Source organism: Bartonella sp. CL162QHHD (genome assembly GCF_042195435.1).
GTDB lineage: Bacteria > Pseudomonadota > Alphaproteobacteria > Rhizobiales > Rhizobiaceae > Bartonella.
Map to the genome: position 1 here is coordinate 54,062 of NZ_JBHIOG010000046.1, position 20,001 is coordinate 74,062.

The 20,001-nt window shown below is 38.8% G+C and carries 18 protein-coding genes and 2 pseudogenes; 12 read left to right on the forward strand and 8 right to left on the reverse strand.

What is annotated here, in order from left to right:
- Positions 1 to 4: 4 nt before the first annotated feature.
- Genes lepB through panB form a run of 6 tightly spaced genes read left to right on the forward strand, consistent with a single transcriptional unit; the run spans position 5 to position 4,872 of the window.
- A complete protein-coding gene (gene lepB / locus ACFILD_RS04170; RefSeq protein ID WP_273791100.1) occupies positions 5 to 817 on the forward strand; it encodes a signal peptidase I in 813 nt (270 codons plus the stop codon).
- Positions 798 to 1,505 carry a ribonuclease III gene (rnc, locus tag ACFILD_RS04175; protein ID WP_273791099.1) on the forward strand — a complete coding sequence of 236 codons (708 nt, stop codon included), beginning with the start codon at positions 798 to 800 and terminating at the stop codon, positions 1,503 to 1,505. Before lepB ends, rnc begins: the two co-directional genes overlap by 20 nt.
- The gene (gene era, locus ACFILD_RS04180) at positions 1,498 to 2,403 is read left to right on the forward strand and encodes a GTPase Era (RefSeq protein WP_273791098.1); all 906 of its coding nucleotides are present in this window, start codon (positions 1,498 to 1,500) and stop codon (positions 2,401 to 2,403) included. The genes rnc and era overlap by 8 nt, the downstream gene beginning before the upstream one ends.
- Before the next feature lie 26 nt (positions 2,404 to 2,429).
- Positions 2,430 to 3,176: a DNA repair protein RecO gene (recO, locus tag ACFILD_RS04185; RefSeq protein ID WP_375631707.1), complete on the forward strand. Its 747-nt coding sequence runs from the start codon at positions 2,430 to 2,432 to the stop codon at positions 3,174 to 3,176.
- A 23-nt stretch (positions 3,177 to 3,199) separates the two neighbouring features.
- Positions 3,200 to 4,060: a pantoate--beta-alanine ligase gene (gene panC / locus ACFILD_RS04190; RefSeq protein WP_375611217.1), complete on the forward strand. Its 861-nt coding sequence runs from the start codon at positions 3,200 to 3,202 to the stop codon at positions 4,058 to 4,060.
- Entirely contained in the window at positions 4,057 to 4,872 is an 816-nt protein-coding gene (gene panB / locus ACFILD_RS04195; protein ID WP_273791095.1) for a 3-methyl-2-oxobutanoate hydroxymethyltransferase, read from the forward strand. The genes panC and panB overlap by 4 nt, the downstream gene beginning before the upstream one ends.
- Before the next feature lie 98 nt (positions 4,873 to 4,970).
- On the opposite strand, the pseudogene ACFILD_RS04200 reads toward panB, so the two are convergent.
- The 3 genes and pseudogenes from ACFILD_RS04200 to ACFILD_RS04210 all read right to left on the reverse strand — a co-directional run.
- A pseudogene (locus ACFILD_RS04200) lies at positions 4,971 to 5,113 on the reverse strand (integrase); the annotation flags it as partial.
- A 351-nt stretch (positions 5,114 to 5,464) separates the two neighbouring features.
- A complete protein-coding gene (locus tag ACFILD_RS04205) occupies positions 5,465 to 6,082 on the reverse strand; it encodes a YfbR-like 5'-deoxynucleotidase (protein WP_375630780.1) in 618 nt (205 codons plus the stop codon).
- Positions 6,075 to 6,947, reverse strand: a complete 873-nt coding sequence (locus ACFILD_RS04210; protein ID WP_375664810.1) for a YgfZ/GcvT domain-containing protein — start codon at positions 6,945 to 6,947, stop codon at positions 6,075 to 6,077. Before ACFILD_RS04210 ends, ACFILD_RS04205 begins: the two co-directional genes overlap by 8 nt.
- 64 nt (positions 6,948 to 7,011) lie before the next feature.
- Between ACFILD_RS04210 and ACFILD_RS04215 the strand changes: the two genes are divergently transcribed.
- A complete protein-coding gene (locus tag ACFILD_RS04215) occupies positions 7,012 to 8,340 on the forward strand; it encodes a dihydroorotase (RefSeq protein WP_375659940.1) in 1,329 nt (442 codons plus the stop codon).
- A gap of 419 nt (positions 8,341 to 8,759) precedes the next feature.
- Here ACFILD_RS04215 and ACFILD_RS04220 read toward each other — a convergent pair whose 3' ends face one another.
- Positions 8,760 to 9,128: a TIGR02301 family protein gene (locus ACFILD_RS04220; protein WP_375630774.1), complete on the reverse strand. Its 369-nt coding sequence runs from the start codon at positions 9,126 to 9,128 to the stop codon at positions 8,760 to 8,762.
- Positions 9,129 to 9,625: 497 nt separating this feature from the next.
- Between ACFILD_RS04220 and cysS the strand changes: the two genes are divergently transcribed.
- From cysS to pssA, 5 genes and pseudogenes are all read left to right on the forward strand, one after another.
- Positions 9,626 to 11,134 (forward strand): cysteine--tRNA ligase, encoded by a 1,509-nt coding sequence (cysS, locus tag ACFILD_RS04225; protein ID WP_375643100.1) that lies wholly within the window; start codon positions 9,626 to 9,628, stop codon positions 11,132 to 11,134.
- A gap of 39 nt (positions 11,135 to 11,173) precedes the next feature.
- Positions 11,174 to 11,844: pseudogene (locus tag ACFILD_RS04230) on the forward strand (DUF421 domain-containing protein).
- Positions 11,845 to 11,958: 114 nt separating this feature from the next.
- Positions 11,959 to 13,842 carry an ABC transporter ATP-binding protein/permease gene (locus ACFILD_RS04235; RefSeq protein WP_273791088.1) on the forward strand — a complete coding sequence of 628 codons (1,884 nt, stop codon included), beginning with the start codon at positions 11,959 to 11,961 and terminating at the stop codon, positions 13,840 to 13,842.
- A 117-nt stretch (positions 13,843 to 13,959) separates the two neighbouring features.
- On the forward strand, positions 13,960 to 14,658 hold the full coding sequence (locus tag ACFILD_RS04240) for a phosphatidylserine decarboxylase (protein ID WP_273791087.1): 699 nt from the start codon (positions 13,960 to 13,962) through the stop codon (positions 14,656 to 14,658).
- A gap of 8 nt (positions 14,659 to 14,666) precedes the next feature.
- Entirely contained in the window at positions 14,667 to 15,506 is an 840-nt protein-coding gene (gene pssA / locus ACFILD_RS04245) for a CDP-diacylglycerol--serine O-phosphatidyltransferase (RefSeq protein WP_375657719.1), read from the forward strand.
- Positions 15,507 to 15,576: 70 nt separating this feature from the next.
- Here the strand turns inward: pssA and ACFILD_RS04250 are convergent, their stop codons facing one another.
- The 4 genes from ACFILD_RS04250 to radA form a co-directional block, all read right to left on the reverse strand.
- Positions 15,577 to 16,326 carry an SDR family NAD(P)-dependent oxidoreductase gene (locus tag ACFILD_RS04250; RefSeq protein ID WP_273791085.1) on the reverse strand — a complete coding sequence of 250 codons (750 nt, stop codon included), beginning with the start codon at positions 16,324 to 16,326 and terminating at the stop codon, positions 15,577 to 15,579.
- 2 nt (positions 16,327 to 16,328) lie between these two features.
- Positions 16,329 to 17,822, reverse strand: a complete 1,494-nt coding sequence (gene purF / locus ACFILD_RS04255) for an amidophosphoribosyltransferase (protein WP_375630765.1) — start codon at positions 17,820 to 17,822, stop codon at positions 16,329 to 16,331.
- Between the two features lie 75 nt (positions 17,823 to 17,897).
- Positions 17,898 to 18,479: a CvpA family protein gene (locus tag ACFILD_RS04260; protein ID WP_273791083.1), complete on the reverse strand. Its 582-nt coding sequence runs from the start codon at positions 18,477 to 18,479 to the stop codon at positions 17,898 to 17,900.
- A 142-nt stretch (positions 18,480 to 18,621) separates the two neighbouring features.
- Positions 18,622 to 19,998, reverse strand: a complete 1,377-nt coding sequence (gene radA / locus ACFILD_RS04265; RefSeq protein WP_375630763.1) for a DNA repair protein RadA — start codon at positions 19,996 to 19,998, stop codon at positions 18,622 to 18,624.
- Positions 19,999 to 20,001 lie beyond the last annotated feature (3 nt).

The following is a 20,001-nucleotide window of genomic DNA, read 5'->3' on the forward strand; positions in this document are numbered from 1 at the left end:
GGTGATGATCCAAAAAGATAAAGTGCATAAAAAAGAAAAAAAAGGTGGGATTCGTGAATTTATTTCTGTTTTAGTACAGGCTCTGCTTTTAGCAGCGTTTATTCGGACACTTTTTTTCCAGCCGTTTAGTATTCCTTCCGGTTCAATGCGTCCTACTTTGTTGGTGGGAGATTATCTGTTTGTTTCTAAGTATGCATATGGGTATTCTCATTTTTCCATCCCCTTTTCTCCCCCTCTTTTTTCTGGACGGATTTGGGCATCTCAACCTCAACGTGGAGATGTGGTCGTTTTTCGCTTACCAAGTAATCCGAAGATTGATTATATAAAACGCGTTGTTGGGCTACCAGGTGATCGTATACAAGTCCGTCAAAGTGTTCTTTATATTAATGATGAGGCTGTTTCACGTCACTTTATGGGGGAGATTAATAATTCTGATATAACAGAGGTTAACTATCCTGTTGAGGTTTATCGCGAGACAATGCCTAACGGTGTCAGTTATGATACACTTGATTTAGCTTTCATCCCGAAAGTTGATGATACAAAAGTTTTTGAAGTTCCTCAAGGACATTACTTTATGATGGGAGATAACCGCGACAATTCAGATGATAGTCGTTTAGATGTAGGCTATGTTCCAGAAGAAAATCTTATTGGTCGCGCGAGCGTCATTTTCTTTTCTATCAGTAACGGTTCAAGTGCTTGGCAGATTTGGCGCTGGCCATTTGATGTGCGTTGGAAACGTTTGTTTTCTTTCATAAATACGGTTCATGATTTGCCGCTTATCAAGCAAGGAAACAACGATGAAACGTCTCATGATTGATCAGCTTTTCAAGCTGACGGGGCATCGTTTTAAAGATGAAGAGAGGTTAACGAAGGCATTAACACATTCGAGTGTACAAGATTCGGAACAGGGAAATTATGAACGACTAGAGTTTTTAGGGGATCGGGTTTTAGGGCTTTTGATTGCGGAAATGCTGTATCAACTTTTTCCTCAGGCAAGTGAAGGTGAATTATCAGTCCGTTTGAATCATCTTGTTAATGCGCAGACATGTGCTGATATTGCGCGTGAAATGAGGCTTCCTGATATGATTCGTGTTGGTTTTGAGATGAAAAATTTCGAGGGGCGTCGACTTATCAATATGCATGCAGATGTCGTGGAAGCTTTGATTGCCGTGATATATCTCGATGGAGGATTGGAAAGCGTTCGCCCTTTTATTCAAAAATATTGGCAAAGTCGGGCAAAGAAAATGGATGCTGGTCGACGTGATGCCAAGACAGAATTACAAGAATGGGCGCATATCCAAGGCAATGCACAACCACATTATCAGGTTATCAAACGTTCAGGTCCCGATCACGATCCTGTTTTTATGGTAGAGGTCAGTATTTCTGGGTTTGCTTCAGAGATTGGGCAGGGAAGCTCCAAAAGATATGCCGAAAGAATGGCAGCTGAAAAAATTTTGCGACGAGAGGGTGTATGGAAAACAGTGGGAAAAAATGATCATGAGTGACGTTATGAAAACGCGTTCTGGGTTTGTTGTGCTTATTGGGATGCCTAATGCCGGTAAATCGACACTGGTTAATCAATTGGTTGGAACAAAGGTTTCAATTGTAACGCATAAGGTACAAACAACACGAACTTTAATCCGCGGTATTGTCATTCATGATGATGTGCAAATTGTGTTGGTCGATACACCGGGTGTTTTTCGTCCCCATAAGCGCTTAGAACGAGCCATGGTCTCTGCTGCTTGGGGAGGGGCTAAGAGCGCTGATGTTCTACTCGTTTTAATCGACGCTCAAAATGGTCTTTCGGATGAAGTTGATATGATGTTAGATATTGTAAACAATCTGAAACAAGAAAAAGTTCTTGTTCTTAATAAGGTTGATACAGTTGTTAAATCATCTCTTCTAGCGTTAACCACTAAAATAAATGAACGTGTAAAGTTTGCGCAAACATTTATGATTTCTGCTCTAAACGGTTCTGGTTGCAAGGATTTACTTCATGCGTTGAGTAATATGATGCAGGAGGGGCCATGGTATTATCCGGAAGATCAAATTTCTGATATGCCCATGCGTCATCTTGCTGCTGAAATTACGCGTGAAAAACTTTTTCTTCGTCTTCATGATGAACTTCCTTATTCCTCAACGGTTGAAACAGAAAGCTGGGAAGAGCGTTCAGATGGTTCCGTTAAAATTAATCAAGTTATTTATGTCGAGCGTGAGAGTCAGAAAAAAATTGTCTTAGGAGCAAAAGGCGATACAATTAAAGCGATTGGACAAGCAGCACGTAAAGAACTCATGGAAATTATGGATCAAAAGGTTCATCTTTTTCTCTTTGTGAAAGTGCGCGATAATTGGGATACCGATCCAGAACGTTATCGCGAAATGGGATTGGATTTTTTAAAATAAGATTTTTAAAAAATAATTAAAGTAAAATGAAGTGGAAAGAACAAGCCGTTATTCTTGGTACGCGCCAATATGGTGAAACAAGTGTTATTCTTGAGATTATGACACGTGAACATGGTCGTTATATGGGAGTGGTAAAAGGGGGGCGGTCGCGTCGTATGGCAGCTCTTCTTCAACCTGGAAATTTTGTGGAGGCTGAATGGTGGGCTCGTTTAGACGAACATTTGGGACTTTTTCGGCTTGAAGCTCTTGATTTACATGCGGCACGATTAATCTGTCTACCAGAAGCACTTTATGCTTTGCAATTGATAGCTTTTCATTTGCGGCTTCTTCCCGAACGTGATCCACACCCCATTTTATATGATATTTTACACCTTTTTATGCAGAATTTTGATGAACCATTTGTAAATGCAGAATTGCTTGTACGTTTTGAAATGCGGCTTCTTGAAGAACTTGGTTTTGGTCTTGATTTATCTTGTTGTGCTGCAACAGGTCGTCAGGAAAGGCTTCATTACGTATCACCAAAATCTGGACGGGCTGTCTGTGAAGAAGCAGGGGAACCTTGGAAAAAAAAGCTTCTCATTCTACCACAGTTTCTTGTACAAAGAACGACTCGTCCTGCTGATTTTAGTGACATAATAAATGGTTTTATACTGACGGGTTTTTTTCTTATGCGTCATGTCTGGGAGCCACGAGATATAAAGCAGCCGTCAGTGCGCATGAATTTGATACAATTGTTTGAGCGCCAATTTGGTGTACAGGCATTAATTGGTTGATCTGATGATAATTGAATGGGAAAATGAGAATTTTAAAGACAATTGCTGAAGTCCGCCAATATACTTCAGAGGAACGACGTTTAGGTTTTTCGATTGGTTTTGTTCCAACAATGGGGGCATTGCATGATGGCCATCTTGCATTAGTACAGTATGCAAGAGCAATGTGTGATCGCGTAGTGGTTTCTATTTTTGTCAATCCAAAGCAATTTGGACCTCATGAAGATTTTTCTCAATATCCAAGAGATTTGAAGGGCGATTGTGCTTTGTTAAAAGAAGCAGGTGTTGAATGTGTTTTTGCTCCTTCTGTAGATGAAATGTGGCCACTGGGGAATGATACAATTGTACAAGTGAAAAAATTATCACGTATTTTGATGGGAAAATTACGTCCGGGGCATTTTTGTGGTGTAACAAGCGTTGTTGCTAAACTTTTTAACATTGTCCAACCAGATAAGGCTTTTTTTGGGGAAAAGGATTTTCAACAAATTTTAATTATTCGGCGTATGGTTGAAGATTTGGCTTTTCCTATTGAAATCGTTGGAGTTCCTATTCTACGGGAGTCAGATGGTGTAGCTTGTTCTTCACGCAATCAGCTTTTAACATTAGAAGATCGTAAAGCTGCCAAAATTATTCCTGAAAGTGGAAAAGCTGCTGAAAAGCTTTATCATGAAGGTGAACGGTCGGTTGATAAATTATGCAAAACTGTTCGTGATATTTTACAACAAGAAACGCGTGCAATCATTGAAGCGATAGATTTACGGGATATGGAAACTTTATGCGTGGTTAAAGGAACATTGAATAAACCGGCGGTTTTACTCCTTACTGTCCGCTTTGGTGAGGTAAGGCTGATTGATCAATATATATTGCAAGAGAAGAGTGGAAAATGAGTGTACATAAAACCGTAAAGCGTATAACATCTTCCGAAATACGTGCAAGAAAGGGACAACAGCCAATTGTTTCTTTAACAGCTTATCAAGCTTATACTGCGCGGATTGCTGATCCATATTGCGATATCCTTTTGGTTGGTGATAGCGTTGGGATGGTTGTGTATGGGTTTGAGACAACGCTTCCTGTTAATTTAGATATGATGATTTCACACGGGAAAGCCGTGGTGCGTGGATCTCAAAAAGCTCTTGTTGTTATTGATATGCCTTTTGGTTCTTATGAGGAAAGTCCAGAGCAAGCTTTTTTAAATGCATCGCGCATTCTTGCACAAACGGGGTGTGGTGCAGTTAAGCTTGAAGGGGGCGTTTATATAGCCGAAACAATAGATTTTTTGTGTAAACGTGGCATTCCAGTGATGGGGCATATCGGTCTTACACCCCAAGCAATGAATCGTTTTGGTGGTTTTAAAACACAAGGACGCAAGGAGAATGATTGGCAAAGAATTGAAGCAGATGGAGCAGCGATTGAAGAGGCAGGTGCTTTTGCTGTTGTTTTAGAAGCAATGGTCGAACCTTTAGCGGTGAAACTGACAGATAAGCTTTCTATCCCTACGATCGGTATAGGGGCGTCCAATCAATGTGATGGGCAAGTATTGGTTATGGAAGATATGTTGGGCTATGGTTCTCATGTGCCAAAATTTGTACGCCGTTATGGAGACCTTGAACAAGCCATGGAAACTGCAATAAAGAATTATGCAGAGGATGTCACATCTCGTTCTTTCCCAGCGGATAATGAAGTTTATAAACTAAAATAAACTTCAGTTTAAGATGAAAGGTTTGACAAGAGAACATTTGTTATTTTGATAATGAATGTGCATTTTTAATATATTTTGTATGCAATTTGAACTGTGATTTTTTCCATTTCTTTAATGAAGTCACGCCTCTCATGCAAAACAGAACGCCATTGGGTCGCTAATTCACGTGCTTTTTTAAAGAAAGCTTTCTTAAGGTACCCAATCCTATTTCGCGACGGCGTTCGTGAATAGTATAGTGGTAAGTCCCTTATGAAGTGTATAAAATTTATAGAGCACTCCCGTCTTTACGCTTCATAAGAGAGCAAGCCGGCATCATCACGCACTTTGCCAATTTTCAATGTTGCGACAGCGCTTAGCACTTGAGATGGTTCATAAGAAGCATTTTAATTCTTTCTTTAAAAAGTTTTATCTACACGCCAGCCCCACTTGTGGTGTGCAAGAGAATGATTTTGATTGATTCAATATAAACAGATTTGAAATGAGTGAAGCTTACGATATTAGGAGCTCTCATTCAAAATGAAAAAACAATGAATTATTATTATAAGTCAGTGTGATGATTCTGTAATGACAAGGAATCAACAATGCGAAGAGTCTATAATCTTTGGGCATCCAAGTCATTAAAGCGCGTTAAAAATGCGTTTTCAATGTGTTGTGTAGAATAGGGGGATAAATTAAGATCATCGGGTAGAATATTATTGGGAGAGCCAAAATAGCGAAGGGCTTCTTCTGTATTAAATCCAGCAAGCGTAATCGCTTCATAATAGGCAGCAATACGGTCGGCTTGTTTAATTTTTTTTAAAAGTTTTTGAGAAAGATCAACGGGAAGAGAAAAGCGCATGTGGATAGCATCTTGGATGCGTTTTTCAACGCGTTCATATTGTTTTCCTATGACAGCTTTAAAAGGGGAAATCATATCGCCGATGACATATTCTGGAGCATCATGAAGAAGGGCATAAAGACATTCGTTGCTTCCCGATTGTGGAAAAAGTTTTTGAAATATTTGTTCAACCAAAAGTGAATGTTGTGCAACAGAATAGGCATGCTCTCCTCGTGTTTGACCGTTCCAACGTGCCACGCGAGAAAGTCCATGGGCAATATCTTCAATTTCAACATCAAAAGGAGAAGGGTTGAGAAGATCAAGTCGCCTTCCAGAGAGCATTCTTTGCCAAGCGCGGGCTTCTCCATTTTTTAATAATTCAGCTTTAGCCATGAGTGTTTTCTATAGTATTTTCAGGAAAGGTAAAATTCATATTTTCAGCAATGCTTATAGTGACAGGAATGTTTTTTACAGTAAAGGGGATGTTATGATCCATAGCATCTTTGACGTGGTCAATACGCATTAAAGCAAGAGCCTCATTTTCTACACATGTTCCCAAGTAGCCAATTACTTTTGTTTCTGCTTCAATGCTAGATTGAGGGGTTAATTCACACTGGCCTTTTACAATAAAAATACGGCGACGTGCTGCACGGCGGTGGTGCATTCGTGAAACAATTTCTTGTCCAATATAACATCCTTTATTGAATGCAAGTCCATTGATTTGATCGTAATTAATATCATGAGGAAAGACTTTGCCAACTTCATAGTCTTGACCACTTTCCGCAATTGCATAACGGATACGCAATTGATTCCATGTGTCATGATATTCTGAAGTTAAAAAAGGTTTTTTGCTATAGATTCGTATTATTTTTTCTTGTTGTGGGAAGCGTTTATCAACAAAACTTGAATCAAAATTTAAAGAATCTGATTCATTATTCAAAGAAACTGTAACAAGCTCTTGGAATGGTTGTGTAATTTCTACTTTTTTGCGCAGCTTATAGAGCAACAGACGCTTATGGAGCGTATCAGCTAAAGGCATCCTGATATCAATCAGGTAACCATCTTCTTTTTTTCCGATAAGAAAATCAGCAAGAACCTTTCCTTGTGGGGATAAAAGGGCTCCAGGGAAAAGTTCCTGTGGACTGATTTTTTTTACATCTGTCGTGATCAGGGATTGTAGAAAATCTGTTGCTTCTTCGCCTGTAATTTGAATAAGCCCGCGGTTTTTTAAGCAAATGGCATTTTGTTTTTTAATCATGGTTCTTGCCTTTCTGCTCAAAGTTACATAATCGATAAGTGAGCAATATGTAAGGAGCGTGGTTATGTTTAAAACATTTGATACAATTTTTAAAGGTGCAACACTTGTGAATCATGATGGAAGAAGCAAGCGTGATATTGGTATTACAAATGGTCGTATTGCTGAAATAGGCGATCTTACATGTGCATCGGCTAGTGAGGTCATTGATTGTACGGGGCTTCATATTTTACCAGGAATTATTGATAGCCAAGTGCATTTTCGTGAACCAGGAAATGAATATAAGGAGGATTTGGAAAGTGGCTCGTATTCTGCTGTGTTAGGGGGGGTTACGGCAGTTTTTGAAATGCCTAATACCAGTCCATTGACAACATCAGAAGAAACATTAAGCGATAAGGTTCAACGCGCATTTCATCGAATGCATTGTGATTTTGCATTTTGGGTTGGAGGAACGCGTGAAAATGCTCATGAATTGTCTGAATTAGAAAGACTTCCTGGTGCGGCTGGAATTAAAGTCTTTATGGGGTCCTCTACCGGTGATCTTTTGGTTGATGATGATGAAAGTGTACGCCTTATTTTGAAGAATACACGCCGTCGTGCGGCTTTTCATTCTGAAGATGAGGCGAGGCTCAAAGAGCGTAAAATATTGCGTATTGAAGGTGATGCATCGTCACATCCGATTTGGCGTGATGAAGTTGCGGCATTAAAATGTACGCAGCGTTTGGTAAAAATTGCTCATGAGACGAAGGCTCGCATTCATGTGTTACATCTTTCGACAGAAGAAGAAATTGATTTTCTAAAAAAACATAAGGATGTTGCAACAATTGAAGTGACACAACATCATTTGACACTCACGGCTGATGATTATAAGAAGTTTGGTACATTAATTCAGATGAATCCGCCTATTCGTGAATTGCGCCACCGTGAAGCTCTTTGGTACGGTGTTCAACAAGGAATAATTGATGTCTTAGGCTCAGATCATGCGCCTCATACTCTTGAAGAAAAACTTCAACCTTATCCCTCTTCACCTTCAGGTATGACAGGCGTGCAAACAACAGCAGCAATTATGTTGACACATGTGAATGCAGGAAAAATATCTCTTGAACGTTTTGTTGATCTCACTTCACATGGCCCTAGTCGTATTTTTGGTATAAGCTGTAAAGGGCGCATTGCTGTTGGGTTTGATGCTGATTTAACCATTGTTGATCTTAAGAGAGAAGAAATTATTACGAATAGCTTAATTGGTTCTCGCGCCGGTTGGACACCTTATGATGGTCAAAAAGTTAAAGGTTGGCCTGTTGGGACTATTATCCGTGGTATGCGCGTTATGTGGGAAGGTGAAATTGTCACACCTTCACAAGGAGAGCCTGTTAAATTTATGGAAACTTTGGTGTAAACAGATTAAAATTATAAGTATGCCGTAAAATACCATCCTTTAGAGTGGTGATATAGGGTATGTCAGCCTCTTTGATACATAAGTGTTTTTTTAATGCGTGGTGAATATTCTTAGGCTTGTTTGTAGAAACTATGCAGCAAATTACATGCGTTAGAAGCCAAGAGGAACCTTGTTCAACAAGAACCTAGATTATTTACAGAGCAAATTTAGTTAAAAATCTTCGTCCTTTGAGGTGTGGGGAGGAAGCCAAAGAGCGATTTTGTATGGGGAAAAAGGCGCTCATACGAATAAAAGCGTATCGAGACATTATTCTTTAAACGTCTCTCTATTTTCAGAGCTGGTTTATTGCTCCCCGCATTTGTGAAAGGAGTATCATTGATACTGCTAAAATTGAGAGAGATACTTTTTGTATAGATTAATTATTTATAATGCATGAGGAGGTTTTCAGATAAAATTCTTCCTTCCTCAATGTATCTTTGATTGGCTTCAATGGCTTCTTGTGTACAATGATGATAATTTTCTGAGAAAGCACGATACGCTTCATTAAACGCTTCATAAAAATAAGCACGTCTTTGTGGAATGGGGTGTTCTGCTTCAATCAGTGCATTCATATAGTCATACCATTGGTTTGTTGGAGGCTCGCAAAGATTTTGGAGAGAATGCAATGATCCCAAAATTTCTGCTAGTCGGAGTAATTTTTTTTCATAAGGTGGAGATTGTTGTGCAAAGGTTGGCATTGAAATGACAAGAAATATTAAAATAATGATGTTCATCAATCTATTACGCATTATTTTTATTGCTTTCTTTGAATAAAACTCTGTAAGATAAAGTAATTTTGTCATGAGAACGGTGTAAAAAATAGAGTTAATTGCTACATTATTCTCAATTATTTATTATAAAATATAGGGCGTAAGAGGCAGTAAGGAACCCATTGTGGAATATTGAAAATACTGATGAAGCTTTGTGTAGTTTAAAATTTAAGATTTTCTTTCTGCAAACTATCTATTTTTCACATAGATTTATATTGTATTACCTATAGAATTTTTTCTAAGCTCGTTTTCTTTAAGGAGGGAAAGCATTTCTAATGATAGAACGCTTTTGTCCAATCAAATAAAATAGATTATTTTTATGATAAATGATGGATACAGCCGTGAATATAATGGGAAAATGGTAAGAAGAATTTACTATAAGATAAAAGTTTTTAGCCTAAACAGCGTAATACAATAATTTGAGATAAGATACATCTAAAAGGATCGGTGCATAATATCGTCCATGGAGTCAATAAATGAAAGAGTTGCGATTTTATAATACGCTGACACGTAAAAAAGAAAATTTTACACCAATAGATGCGACAAGAGTACGTCTTTATGTTTGTGGTCCGACAGTTTATGATTATGCGCATATAGGAAATGCACGCCCTGTCATTGTTTTTGATATTTTATTTCGTTTATTGCGTCATGTTTATGGTAATGAGCATGTTCTATATGCACGTAATATTACAGATGTTGATGATAAAATTAATGCACGCGCAGCTTGCGAATATCCAAACTTGTCATTGAATGATGCTATTCGTCAATTAACAGAACGTACATATTCTCAGTTTCAGCAAGATACAATAGCACTTGGTTGTCTTTTGCCAACCAGCCAGCCGCGCGCAACCGAGCATTTAGAGGAAATGCGCTCTTTAATTGAAAGATTGCTTGAAAAGGGGCACGCTTATAAAGCGGAAAACCATATATTGTTTTCTGTAAGTAGCATAAAAAATCCTCCCCATTATGGGGCATTTGCAAATCGTTCTTTAGATGAAATGAGGGCGGGGGCGCGTATCGATGTTGCTGCTTATAAAAGGGAAGAGATGGATTTTGTTTTATGGAAGCCTTCTGTGGAAGGAGAACCAGGTTGGGAATCACCGGGCGGAATTCCTGTTTTAGGTCGTCCAGGTTGGCATATTGAATGTTCTGCAATGTCAATGGCAAAGTTATTAGCGCCCTATGGCGGTGGTTTAACCTGTGATGATCCGACCGCCAATGTTTTTGATATCCATGGTGGTGGAATTGATTTAATTTTTCCTCATCATGAAAATGAGATTGCACAAAGTTGTTCAGCTTTTGGGACGGAGCGAATGGCTAATTTTTGGCTGCATAATGGTTTTTTACAAGTTGAAGGCAAAAAGATGTCGAAAAGCTTTGGCAATTTCATAACTATTCGTTCTGTTTTAGAGAATAATTTTTTGGAGTTTAATGGTATTTTAACCGATGAAATGAAGCAAAATTGGGCTGGTTTGTCTGCGCGTTTTTCGATGTTGCAAACGCATTATCGTGAACCACTAAATTGGACAGCGCAGCGTTTAATACAATCGAGCAGCGAACTGTATCGTTGGTATGAATGGCTTCGCAGCAAAAAGAGTGAGATGAAAAACAATGAAGCAATTGATGATACTTTGATAGATGCACTTAGTGATGATCTTAATACTCCAAAAGCACTGACTCTTTTGCGAAAATTTTATAAGGAAGGAAATGCTTTGGCTCTTGTAAATGGAATGAATTTATTAGGACTGTTAAGACAAGAATGGATTAAAGAAATAGATTGCCCATTATTTATAAGAAAAACTTTCCTTGATACAAAATTTATTGATCAGCGCATTGCCGAAAGACTAAGACTTATCCATAATAAAGAGTGGGAAGCTGCGGATACAATTCGTGATGAGCTTGCAGCCGAGGGGGTTCTTTTAAAAGACAGTAAGGATCCGCAGAGTGGTGAGCGCATAACTGTGTGGGAAATAAAGCGACACTAATGTCTCTATTCCAGCAGCTCCATAAAAAAGGAGAATATGATGGAATTTTTATATCATTATGGATATATCGCGCTTAAGCTGGCTGTAGGTCTTGTTGCCTTCTTATTTATTTTAAGAACGACGGGGCGGGGGAGTCTTAGTCAAATGACACCAGTTGATTTGGTCAGTAATTTTGTTATGGGAGGTATTATTGGAGGCGTTATTTATAATCAGAATATTAGTAGCATTCAATTATTGCTTGTTTTACTCATCTGGCAAACCCTGATTACATCTTTTAATTTTATTGCACGTTATTCAGTTTTTTTTCGTCGTCTTATTGCAGGGCGGAATGTCACATTAGTTTTAGATGGAGTTTTCCAAATGGATAAGATTAAGAACTTGGGGATCAATATTAATGATCTCATTACGATGTTACGTCTTAAAGGGTGTCACTTACATGAAGCTGCTTTTGTTCGTTTGGAAACCAATGGTGATTGCACTGTCATTAAAAAGGAAGAGGGAAAGAAATCGACGATTTTAATAGAAAATGGTGAAGTTATTGATGATGGACTTAAAGAGATTGGTAAAACACAAAAGTGGCTTCAGGCAGAATTGAAAAAAAACATGTAAAAGTTGAAAGTTTATTCGCAGCAGAGTGGTATGAAAATACAGATCAAAATAATAAATTGTATAGTGGATTATTTCTTGTTCCTTTTTCAAAAACAGTCTAACTTCAAAAAACGGGTAGGTATAGCTTATTGGAAGTATAATAAAGAGATAAATCTATAAATAACCACAGAGGGTATTTTGCCTGTTTGTGCGGATGATAGAGAAGTAAGGACTTTATGAAACGCAATGAAATGACAAAAACTGTATCATCAGATACAGGGAAGACTCTGCACACACTTTACAATTTATGGCCCTATATGTGGCCGGTAGGTCGGCGTGATCTAAAAATGCGTGTGCTATGGGCAATATTTTATCTTGTTTTGGCTAAGCTCGTTCTCATATCTGTACCGTATTTATTTAAATATTCTACGAATGTGCTTGATTCAAGCTTTCAGCTACCTGAATGGTTCCCATCCAGTTGGATTATTCCCATCATGCTCGTTTTGGCATACAATGTCGCGCGTATTATGCAGGCTGGATTAAATCAATTACGCGACTCCCTGTTTGCCACTGTTGGTCAATACGCTGTTCGTCAATTAGCTTATAAAACCTTTGTACATATGCATGAGTTATCCTTGCGATTTCATTTGGAACGCCGAACAGGTGGGCTTTCTCGTGTGATTGAGCGTGGAACAAAAGGAATTGAAGCGATTGTAAGATTTTCAATTCTTAGTACAGTACCGACAGTTTTAGAATTTATATTAACGGCACTGGTATTTTACATAAGTTATGGGTGGCATTATCTTCTCATCGTTGTTGCAACGGTTGGATTATATATCTTATTTACCATTAAGGCGAGTGATTGGCGTATTCGCATTCGACAAAAAATGAATACAGCGGATACTGAGGCGAATACTCGCGCTGTTGATTCTCTTTTGAATTTTGAAACGGTCAAATATTTTGGTAATGAAACTCTAGAAGCCGATCGATTTGATGCTTCTATGGTAGGTTATGAAAAAGCCGCAACGAAGATTTGGACATCGTTAAGCTGGCTTAATTTTGGTCAGACTCTTATCTTTGGTATTGGAATGACGATCATGATGCTGATGTCAGCTTATGAAGTTTTTTATAAGACACAAACTTTAGGAGATTTTGTTTTTATTAATGCGCTTTTAATGCAACTTTCTATTCCACTAAATTTTATTGGGTCAATGTATCGTGATATTCGACAAGGTTTAACGGATATTGAAGCAATGTTTGATCTTTTAGATGTTCAGAAGGAGATCGTTGATAAATCGGATGCTAAACCGTTAGAGATAAGTGATGGGACCATTTGTTTTCATCAGGTAAAGTTTTCCTACGATTCGAGACGTCAGATTCTCAGAGATATTGATTTTAAAGTTCCGGGAGGAAAAACAGTCGCCATTGTTGGTCCATCTGGTGCCGGTAAATCCACTATTTCTCGGTTGCTTTTTCGGTTTTATGATGTTGATGCGGGCTCTATCACAATTGACGGGCAGGATATTCGTGACGTAACACAAAAGAGTTTGCGTGAAGCGATTGGCATGGTCCCACAAGATACGGTGTTATTTAATGATACAATTGCCTATAATATTTGCTATGGGCGTCCAAGTGCTACAGATGAAGAGATGCGCAAAGCTGCTGAAATGGCACAAATATCAAAATTTATTGAAATTTTACCGGAAGGTTTTCAGTCTATGGTAGGAGAGCGAGGTCTCAAATTATCAGGTGGTGAAAAACAACGCGTGGCTATTGCCCGGACACTTTTAAAAGCTCCCCCACTTCTTATTCTAGATGAAGCAACGGCGGCTCTTGATACGGCGACGGAACAGGAAATTCAACAAGCATTAGATATTGTAAGCCGTGGACGTACAACATTGATTATTGCTCACCGTCTTTCTACTGTTATCAATGCTGATGAAATTTTAGTTCTTAAAAGTGGTCGTATTATTGAAAATGGGACGCATACAGAGCTTTTACGCAAGAAAGGTCTCTATGCTTCAATGTGGAATAAGCAGCTTGAAGCAACGAAAGCTGAAGAAAAGTTACGTAAAATGCGTGAAGAAGATGAGATGAGTGTTGTTAATCGTAAAAAATAAATAGAGCAAAATGTAATCTATATCTTTATATGGAGTGATTGATTAAATACATAAAAAGACACAAGAGGAACAAAAAGATTTGTTGCTTGTTTAAGTTTACGATGAATAGGAAATTATATGAGTATTCTGCAATCTTTCCATAATAGCTTTGTATCGGTTCATAAAGAAGGCTATCCTTTTATTGTAGCGTTTTTTGTTATTTCGCTCATTCTTGGTTGGATATGGAGTCCGTTGTTTTGGTTTGGTCTCATTCTCACGGTGTGGTGTGTATACTTTTTCCGTGATCCAGATCGTGTGATCCCTTTGAATTCAAATTGGGTTATGTCGCCTGCAGATGGGCGTATTTCATTTGTGGAATCATGTGTTCCACCTGAAGAATTAGGATTAGGGAAAGATGAAATGATCCGTATTTCCATTTTTATGGATGTTTTTTCATGCCATATTAATCGTATTCCTATCAGTGGTACAGTAGAGTCTATCGTTTATCAGCCAGGTCGATTTACTAATGCTGACTTTGATAAAGCTAGTCAGTTTAATGAGCGTAATGGGATGGTAATTGATAGCAAACATGGTAAAATCGGTATCGTACAAATAGCGGGAATGGTTGCACGCCGGATTGTTTGCTGGTCAAAAGAAAATGATGCCGTTATGACTGGTGAGCGATTTGGATTGATTCGTTTTGGTTCTCGCCTTGATATTTATATACCAACTGAAATGAAAGTGCGTGTTGCAGTTGGACAGACAGCAATTGCTGGAGAAACAGTTTTGGGTTCTTTTGATGATAAGAGTGCCACAACGGATTTCAGATACGATTAGGACTCACAATGAAAAATTTTTCGCCATTTTCTTCATTCAATCCTGAGGGGCAGCATGATGAAGGTGCAAATCGGCGGCGTTCACCTACATCGATGCGGTATGTCATTCCCAATATCATTACTATTTTAGCAATTTGTGCAGGGATGAGCAGTATTCGTTTGGCTTTTGAACATCGCTATGAAGCTGCTATTTTAATGGTGCTTTTGGCCGCAGTTTTAGATGGTGCTGATGGTCGCATTGCCCGTTTAATAGATGGTAGTTCATCTTTTGGGGCACAGATGGATTCTCTTGCTGATGTTATAAATTTTGGTGTTACCCCTGCACTCATTGTTTATTCTTTTATCTTGAATCAAGCAAATCACATTGGTTGGGTTGCTGCTCTTGTTTATTGTGTTGCTTGTTGTTTGCGATTAGCACGTTTTAATGTGATGTTAGATAACCCCAATATACCTAAGTGGCAGAAAAGTTATTTTGTTGGTGTTCCAGCACCAGCAGGAGCATTATTACTTTTATTGCCTACCTATTTAGGCACTCTTGGTTTGGTTCCCAATTGGGGGTGGGCATTATTTTTTAGTCTTTATACTGTAATTATTGCTTTTCTTTTGATTAGTCGTTTACCGGTATGGAATGCAAAAACAATTGATCAAAATTTAAGGCGCGATATCGTTATACCGTGCATGTTGGTCATTGTTATTTATGTCGGTTTTCTTGCGACTTACACATGGGAAACTTTATTGATTACAGCTGTTAGCTATATTATTTTTCTCCCCTGTAGTTTTATCGCTTATAATAAACGTGCTACTTTAGAAGAGAAAAAGGCTGATGCTAAAGCTATCCAAGAATCATAAAGTGCTTCATGCTTCTGTCGAAGAGCACAGAAAAAAGAGAGAGTCAAACGATTTACTTCTCATATGATGATCAATCAGGTATGTGATAATTTACAAACCGATTTTTATGGACATTAAAGAGTTTTCCAGTTTCCTTTAAATCAGGTGATAACAAATGTACGATCTTTTTTGCGACCTCTTGTGGTGAAGGCAGAGTTTGTGGATCTTCACCAGGCATAGCTTCAGCGCGCATGGCAGTGCGTGTGGCACCAGGGTTGACACAATTAATCTTAATAGGGGTTTGTTTGAGTTCTTCTGCCCAACAACGGGCAATCACCTCTAAAGCCGCTTTAGAGGCTGCATAAGCTCCCCAGAAAGGGCGCGCAGCATGCGCAACGCTTGAGGATAACAGGATGGCTCGTCCAGCATCAGATTCACGTAATAAAGGCTCAACGGCTTTCATTAAGCGCCATTGGCTGAAAAGATTTATTTGAAAAACATCTTCAAATACCGTGTTTTCTATATGCGCTATTGGTGAGAGTGTTCCAAGAATTCCTGCGTTTGCAACGATAATATCAAGTTTTTTCCAGCGTTTGGCAATTGAGATAGCAAGAGTATCGATGTTTTCCATATGATGCAAGTCAAGGGGAACAAGGGTTGCATGAGCTCCTTTTTCTCGGATTTGATTATCTAATTCAGTAAGTCCACTGACTGTTCGTGCAAGAGCAATAATATGAGCCCCGCGTGCAGCAAGCTCGAGTGCCAAATAATAGCCAATCCCTCTTGATGCGCCAGTAACAAGTGCCACACGCCCATGGAGACTAAAATCACATTTTGCCATCATTAATCTCTTGTTTTAAGAACAGATGATTGATGAATTTTGGAGAGATTTTCTTGATCAACCAGATGCGTAGGATAATATCCAGTAAAATAATGGTCAGTAAATTGTGGATCGGCGTTATTCCGTTTTTCCCCTGCTACAGCAAGATATAATCCATCCGTTGAAAGAAATTCTAATGAATCCGCTCCAATAAAATCACACATAGATTTTAAATCTGGATATTGATTTGCTAAAAGATTTTCAGCTTTAGGTGTATCAATACCATAAAAGTCAGGATAAAAAATCATAGGGCTAGAAATGCGCATATGAACTTCTTTTGCTCCTGCATCGCGAAGCATTCGTACAATTTTAAGGGATGTTGTTCCACGTACAATAGAGTCATCAACCAGAATAACACGTTTTCCTTCAATCACAGGACGGTTTGCCGAATGTTTTAACTTGACGCCAAAAGCACGAATTTGTTGTGTTGGTTCGATAAAAGTGCGGCCAACATAGTGATTACGAATAATACCAAGCTCGAAGGGAATTCCAATTTCTTGTGCATAGCCAATTGCGGCAGGCGTTCCTCCATCAGGAACAGGAACCACAACATCACCCTCACAAGGGGCTTCCTGTGCTAAATGGATTCCCATATTTTTGCGTGTTGTATAAACACTACGTCCTCCAACGATTGAGTCTGGGCGGGCAAAATAAACATATTCAAACAAGCAAAGTTTTTCTGGTTTTGTATTTTCTGGTTTTATAATTTTTTTCGTAATTTCCCCATTTTTTTGTATTTCACATATGATGATTTCTCCATTTTTAACATCACGGACATATTTTGCTCCAATAATATCAAGAGCACAAGTTTCAGAACAAAAGATAGGCTTACCATCAAGTTCCCCCATCACGAGAGGTCTAATTCCTGTTGGATCGCGTGCCGCAATAAGCTTTGTACGTGTGAGCGCTAACATAGCATACCCACCTTCTACTTGCCGAATCGCATCAACAAAACGATCAGAGGACGATTCATAACGTGAGCGGGCAATAAGATGGAGAAAAACTTCTGAATCTGACGTTGATTGACAGATAGCACCAGAAGCGATGAGTTCACGGCGTAATGTGAGACCATTGGTAAGATTACCATTATGTGCAATAGCAATACCTCCAACTTTCAATTCAGCAAAAAGGGGTTGAACATTGCGTAATGCCACTTCTCCAGTTGTTGAATAACGGGTATGTCCAATAGCACGATTTCCTGGTAAGCGCGCAAGTGTTGCAGGGTTTGTATAGTGATCACCAACAAGACCTAAATGCTTTTCTTGATGAAATATTTTATTGTGGTAAGAAACAATCCCAGCTGCTTCTTGCCCACGATGCTGAAGTGCGTGGAGTCCAAGAGCTGTTAATGTTGCGGCATCTTCATGCCCAAGAATACCAAAAACTCCACATTCTTCATGAAGGGTATCATCATCTAATGAAAATTCTTGACAGAAAACATCGCTTTTTATCATCATATTCTTTCAGTTGTGATATGGAGGAATCATTAATATCACATTTTACATCATTTAGTTCTCTTTCCTCATGAAAAACTATTCTCTATTTTTTAAAATTATCTTTTCATGAGAGTGTTGCTCATACGTATGTTTATTGCTGTCTTTAAACAAATTTTCAGCCTTTTCGAGAACAGATCCAATATCTTTTGGGAGTATTTCCCAAACTTTTTGTCCCAATGAATCTAAAATGGGTCTTGTTTTTGCATTTTTTAACCAATTCGCTTGAAGCTCGGGTTTAATCAGTGCATTAATCAGCAACATACCGATGACCATGATAAGTAAACCACGAAGTGCTCCAAAAATAAAACCAATAGCACGGTCAAGGATACCAATTCGACTATCAATAATAAAATCAGAGATCTTCATTGTAATAATTGAAGTAATAATGAGAACAATAATAAAAATTGTGACCAATGTTGTGATCAATGCAATCATTTTATTAGAGAGATATTGTTCAAAGAAAGGTAAGACAGGTTTGAATAAAAACAGTGTCGTAACAGCTGCAACTGCCCAAGAAATCAACGATAACACTTCACGTGAAAATCCTCGAAGCATAGCAAGAAAAGCGGACAACAGGATGATTACTACGACAATTCCATCAAGGATTGTTATGATCATTTGTTTGTTCCTTATACATAAAGTTGCGTTCTTTTAAGTCTGTGTGCAAATATATTTTTTGTTATGCCATTTTTTGTTCTTATAGCAAGGATCTTTTGTATGTTATAGAGTTTTTTCTATATTATCATATCTGTGGTGCAGATCATTTTTTACTTACGGTAAGAGTAGCAACGAGTTCGGGAAGGTCGGAGAAAGTTTTTTGTTTAAAGTTGAGCGACTTCATCATTTCGGTTGTTGTTGTGGGATGAAAGGCTCCTTGAAAGCCGAGTTTTTTGGCTTCATTTATGCGCTGTGCTGAATGTGCAACAGCGCGGGTAGCTCCTGAAAGACTGACTTCACCAAAATAGACATAATCCGTTGGCAATGCGATATTGGCAAGAGAAGATACCAAAGCAGCGGCTACAGCTAAATCAGCAGCGGGTTCTGATATGCGATAGCCACCTGCCACGTTCAGATAGACATCATGCTGTCCAAAACGAATGCCACAATGGGCTTCTAAAACGGCAAGAATCATAGAAAGACGATTTCCATCCCATCCGACAACCGCACGTCTTGGTGTCCCAAGGGAAGAAGGAGCAACAAGCGCTTGAATTTCTACGAGTATCGGGCGTGTTCCTTCCATACCGGCGAAAACAGCAGCGCCTGGGGCTTTTTCATTACGTTCTCCTAAAAACAATTCGGATGGATTTATCACTTCGCGTAATCCTTTATCAGACATTTCAAAGACACCAATTTCATCTGTTGGTCCGAAGCGATTTTTTACAGTTCTAAGAATGCGATAATGATGTCCTCCTTCACCCTCAAAATAGAGAACGCCATCAACCATATGTTCAACGACCCGAGGACCAGCAATTTGTCCATCTTTTGTAACATGCCCAACAAGAACAACGGCGGCTCCTGTTTTCTTGGCAAAGCGGATCATTGCCTGAGCACCGATACGTACTTGTGTGACAGTGCCAGGTGCTGAATCTGCTGTATCTGACCATAGGGTTTGAATCGAATCGATAATCACCATATCAAGGTTTTTATGTTCGCTTAAGGTTGCCAGAATATCTTCAACATTGGTTTCAGCAGCAAGTTTCACCTCTGTATTGTTAGCTTCAAGCCTTTGTGCGCGCAGACAAATTTGCGCAATAGCCTCTTCACCTGAAACATAGATGACATTATATCCTTTACGTGATAAAGCAGCAGCTGTTTGTGTCAGCAATGTTGATTTACCAATACCCGGATCACCTCCAACAAGGAGTGCCGATCCACGGACAAAGCCCCCACCGGTAACACGATCAAGTTCCGCAATACCAGAATAAATACGTGGAGCATCTTGGATATCTCCAGAAAGAGATGTAAGGGCAACGATGCGTCCTTTACGCGTATTCTGCTTAGGACCACTTCCTATGCCGCCATTTATATTTTCTTCGATAAGGGAATTCCATTCTCCACAAGCACTACATTTTCCTGCCCAACGAGAATGGACAGTTCCACAATTTTGACAGATAAATTGAATACGATTACGCACCATGTT

Coding starts and splice junctions, on each gene's coding strand:
- radA (WP_375630763.1), bottom strand. CDS start 19,998: ATGGTGCGTAATCGTATTCAATTTATCTGTCAAAATTGTGGAACTGTC.
- panB (WP_273791095.1), top strand. CDS start 4,057: ATGAGTGTACATAAAACCGTAAAGCGTATAACATCTTCCGAAATACGT.
- ACFILD_RS04220 (WP_375630774.1), bottom strand. CDS start 9,128: ATGCGTAATAGATTGATGAACATCATTATTTTAATATTTCTTGTCATT.
- ACFILD_RS04215 (WP_375659940.1), top strand. CDS start 7,012: ATGTTTAAAACATTTGATACAATTTTTAAAGGTGCAACACTTGTGAAT.
- panC (WP_375611217.1), top strand. CDS start 3,200: ATGAGAATTTTAAAGACAATTGCTGAAGTCCGCCAATATACTTCAGAG.
- era (WP_273791098.1), top strand. CDS start 1,498: ATGAGTGACGTTATGAAAACGCGTTCTGGGTTTGTTGTGCTTATTGGG.
- ACFILD_RS04210 (WP_375664810.1), bottom strand. CDS start 6,947: ATGATTAAAAAACAAAATGCCATTTGCTTAAAAAACCGCGGGCTTATT.
- cysS (WP_375643100.1), top strand. CDS start 9,626: ATGAAAGAGTTGCGATTTTATAATACGCTGACACGTAAAAAAGAAAAT.
- ACFILD_RS04250 (WP_273791085.1), bottom strand. CDS start 16,326: ATGGCAAAATGTGATTTTAGTCTCCATGGGCGTGTGGCACTTGTTACT.
- ACFILD_RS04205 (WP_375630780.1), bottom strand. CDS start 6,082: ATGGCTAAAGCTGAATTATTAAAAAATGGAGAAGCCCGCGCTTGGCAA.
- recO (WP_375631707.1), top strand. CDS start 2,430: ATGAAGTGGAAAGAACAAGCCGTTATTCTTGGTACGCGCCAATATGGT.
- rnc (WP_273791099.1), top strand. CDS start 798: ATGAAACGTCTCATGATTGATCAGCTTTTCAAGCTGACGGGGCATCGT.
- pssA (WP_375657719.1), top strand. CDS start 14,667: ATGAAAAATTTTTCGCCATTTTCTTCATTCAATCCTGAGGGGCAGCAT.
- lepB (WP_273791100.1), top strand. CDS start 5: ATGATCCAAAAAGATAAAGTGCATAAAAAAGAAAAAAAAGGTGGGATT.
- purF (WP_375630765.1), bottom strand. CDS start 17,822: ATGATGATAAAAAGCGATGTTTTCTGTCAAGAATTTTCATTAGATGAT.
- ACFILD_RS04260 (WP_273791083.1), bottom strand. CDS start 18,479: ATGATCATAACAATCCTTGATGGAATTGTCGTAGTAATCATCCTGTTG.
- ACFILD_RS04240 (WP_273791087.1), top strand. CDS start 13,960: ATGAGTATTCTGCAATCTTTCCATAATAGCTTTGTATCGGTTCATAAA.
- ACFILD_RS04235 (WP_273791088.1), top strand. CDS start 11,959: ATGAAACGCAATGAAATGACAAAAACTGTATCATCAGATACAGGGAAG.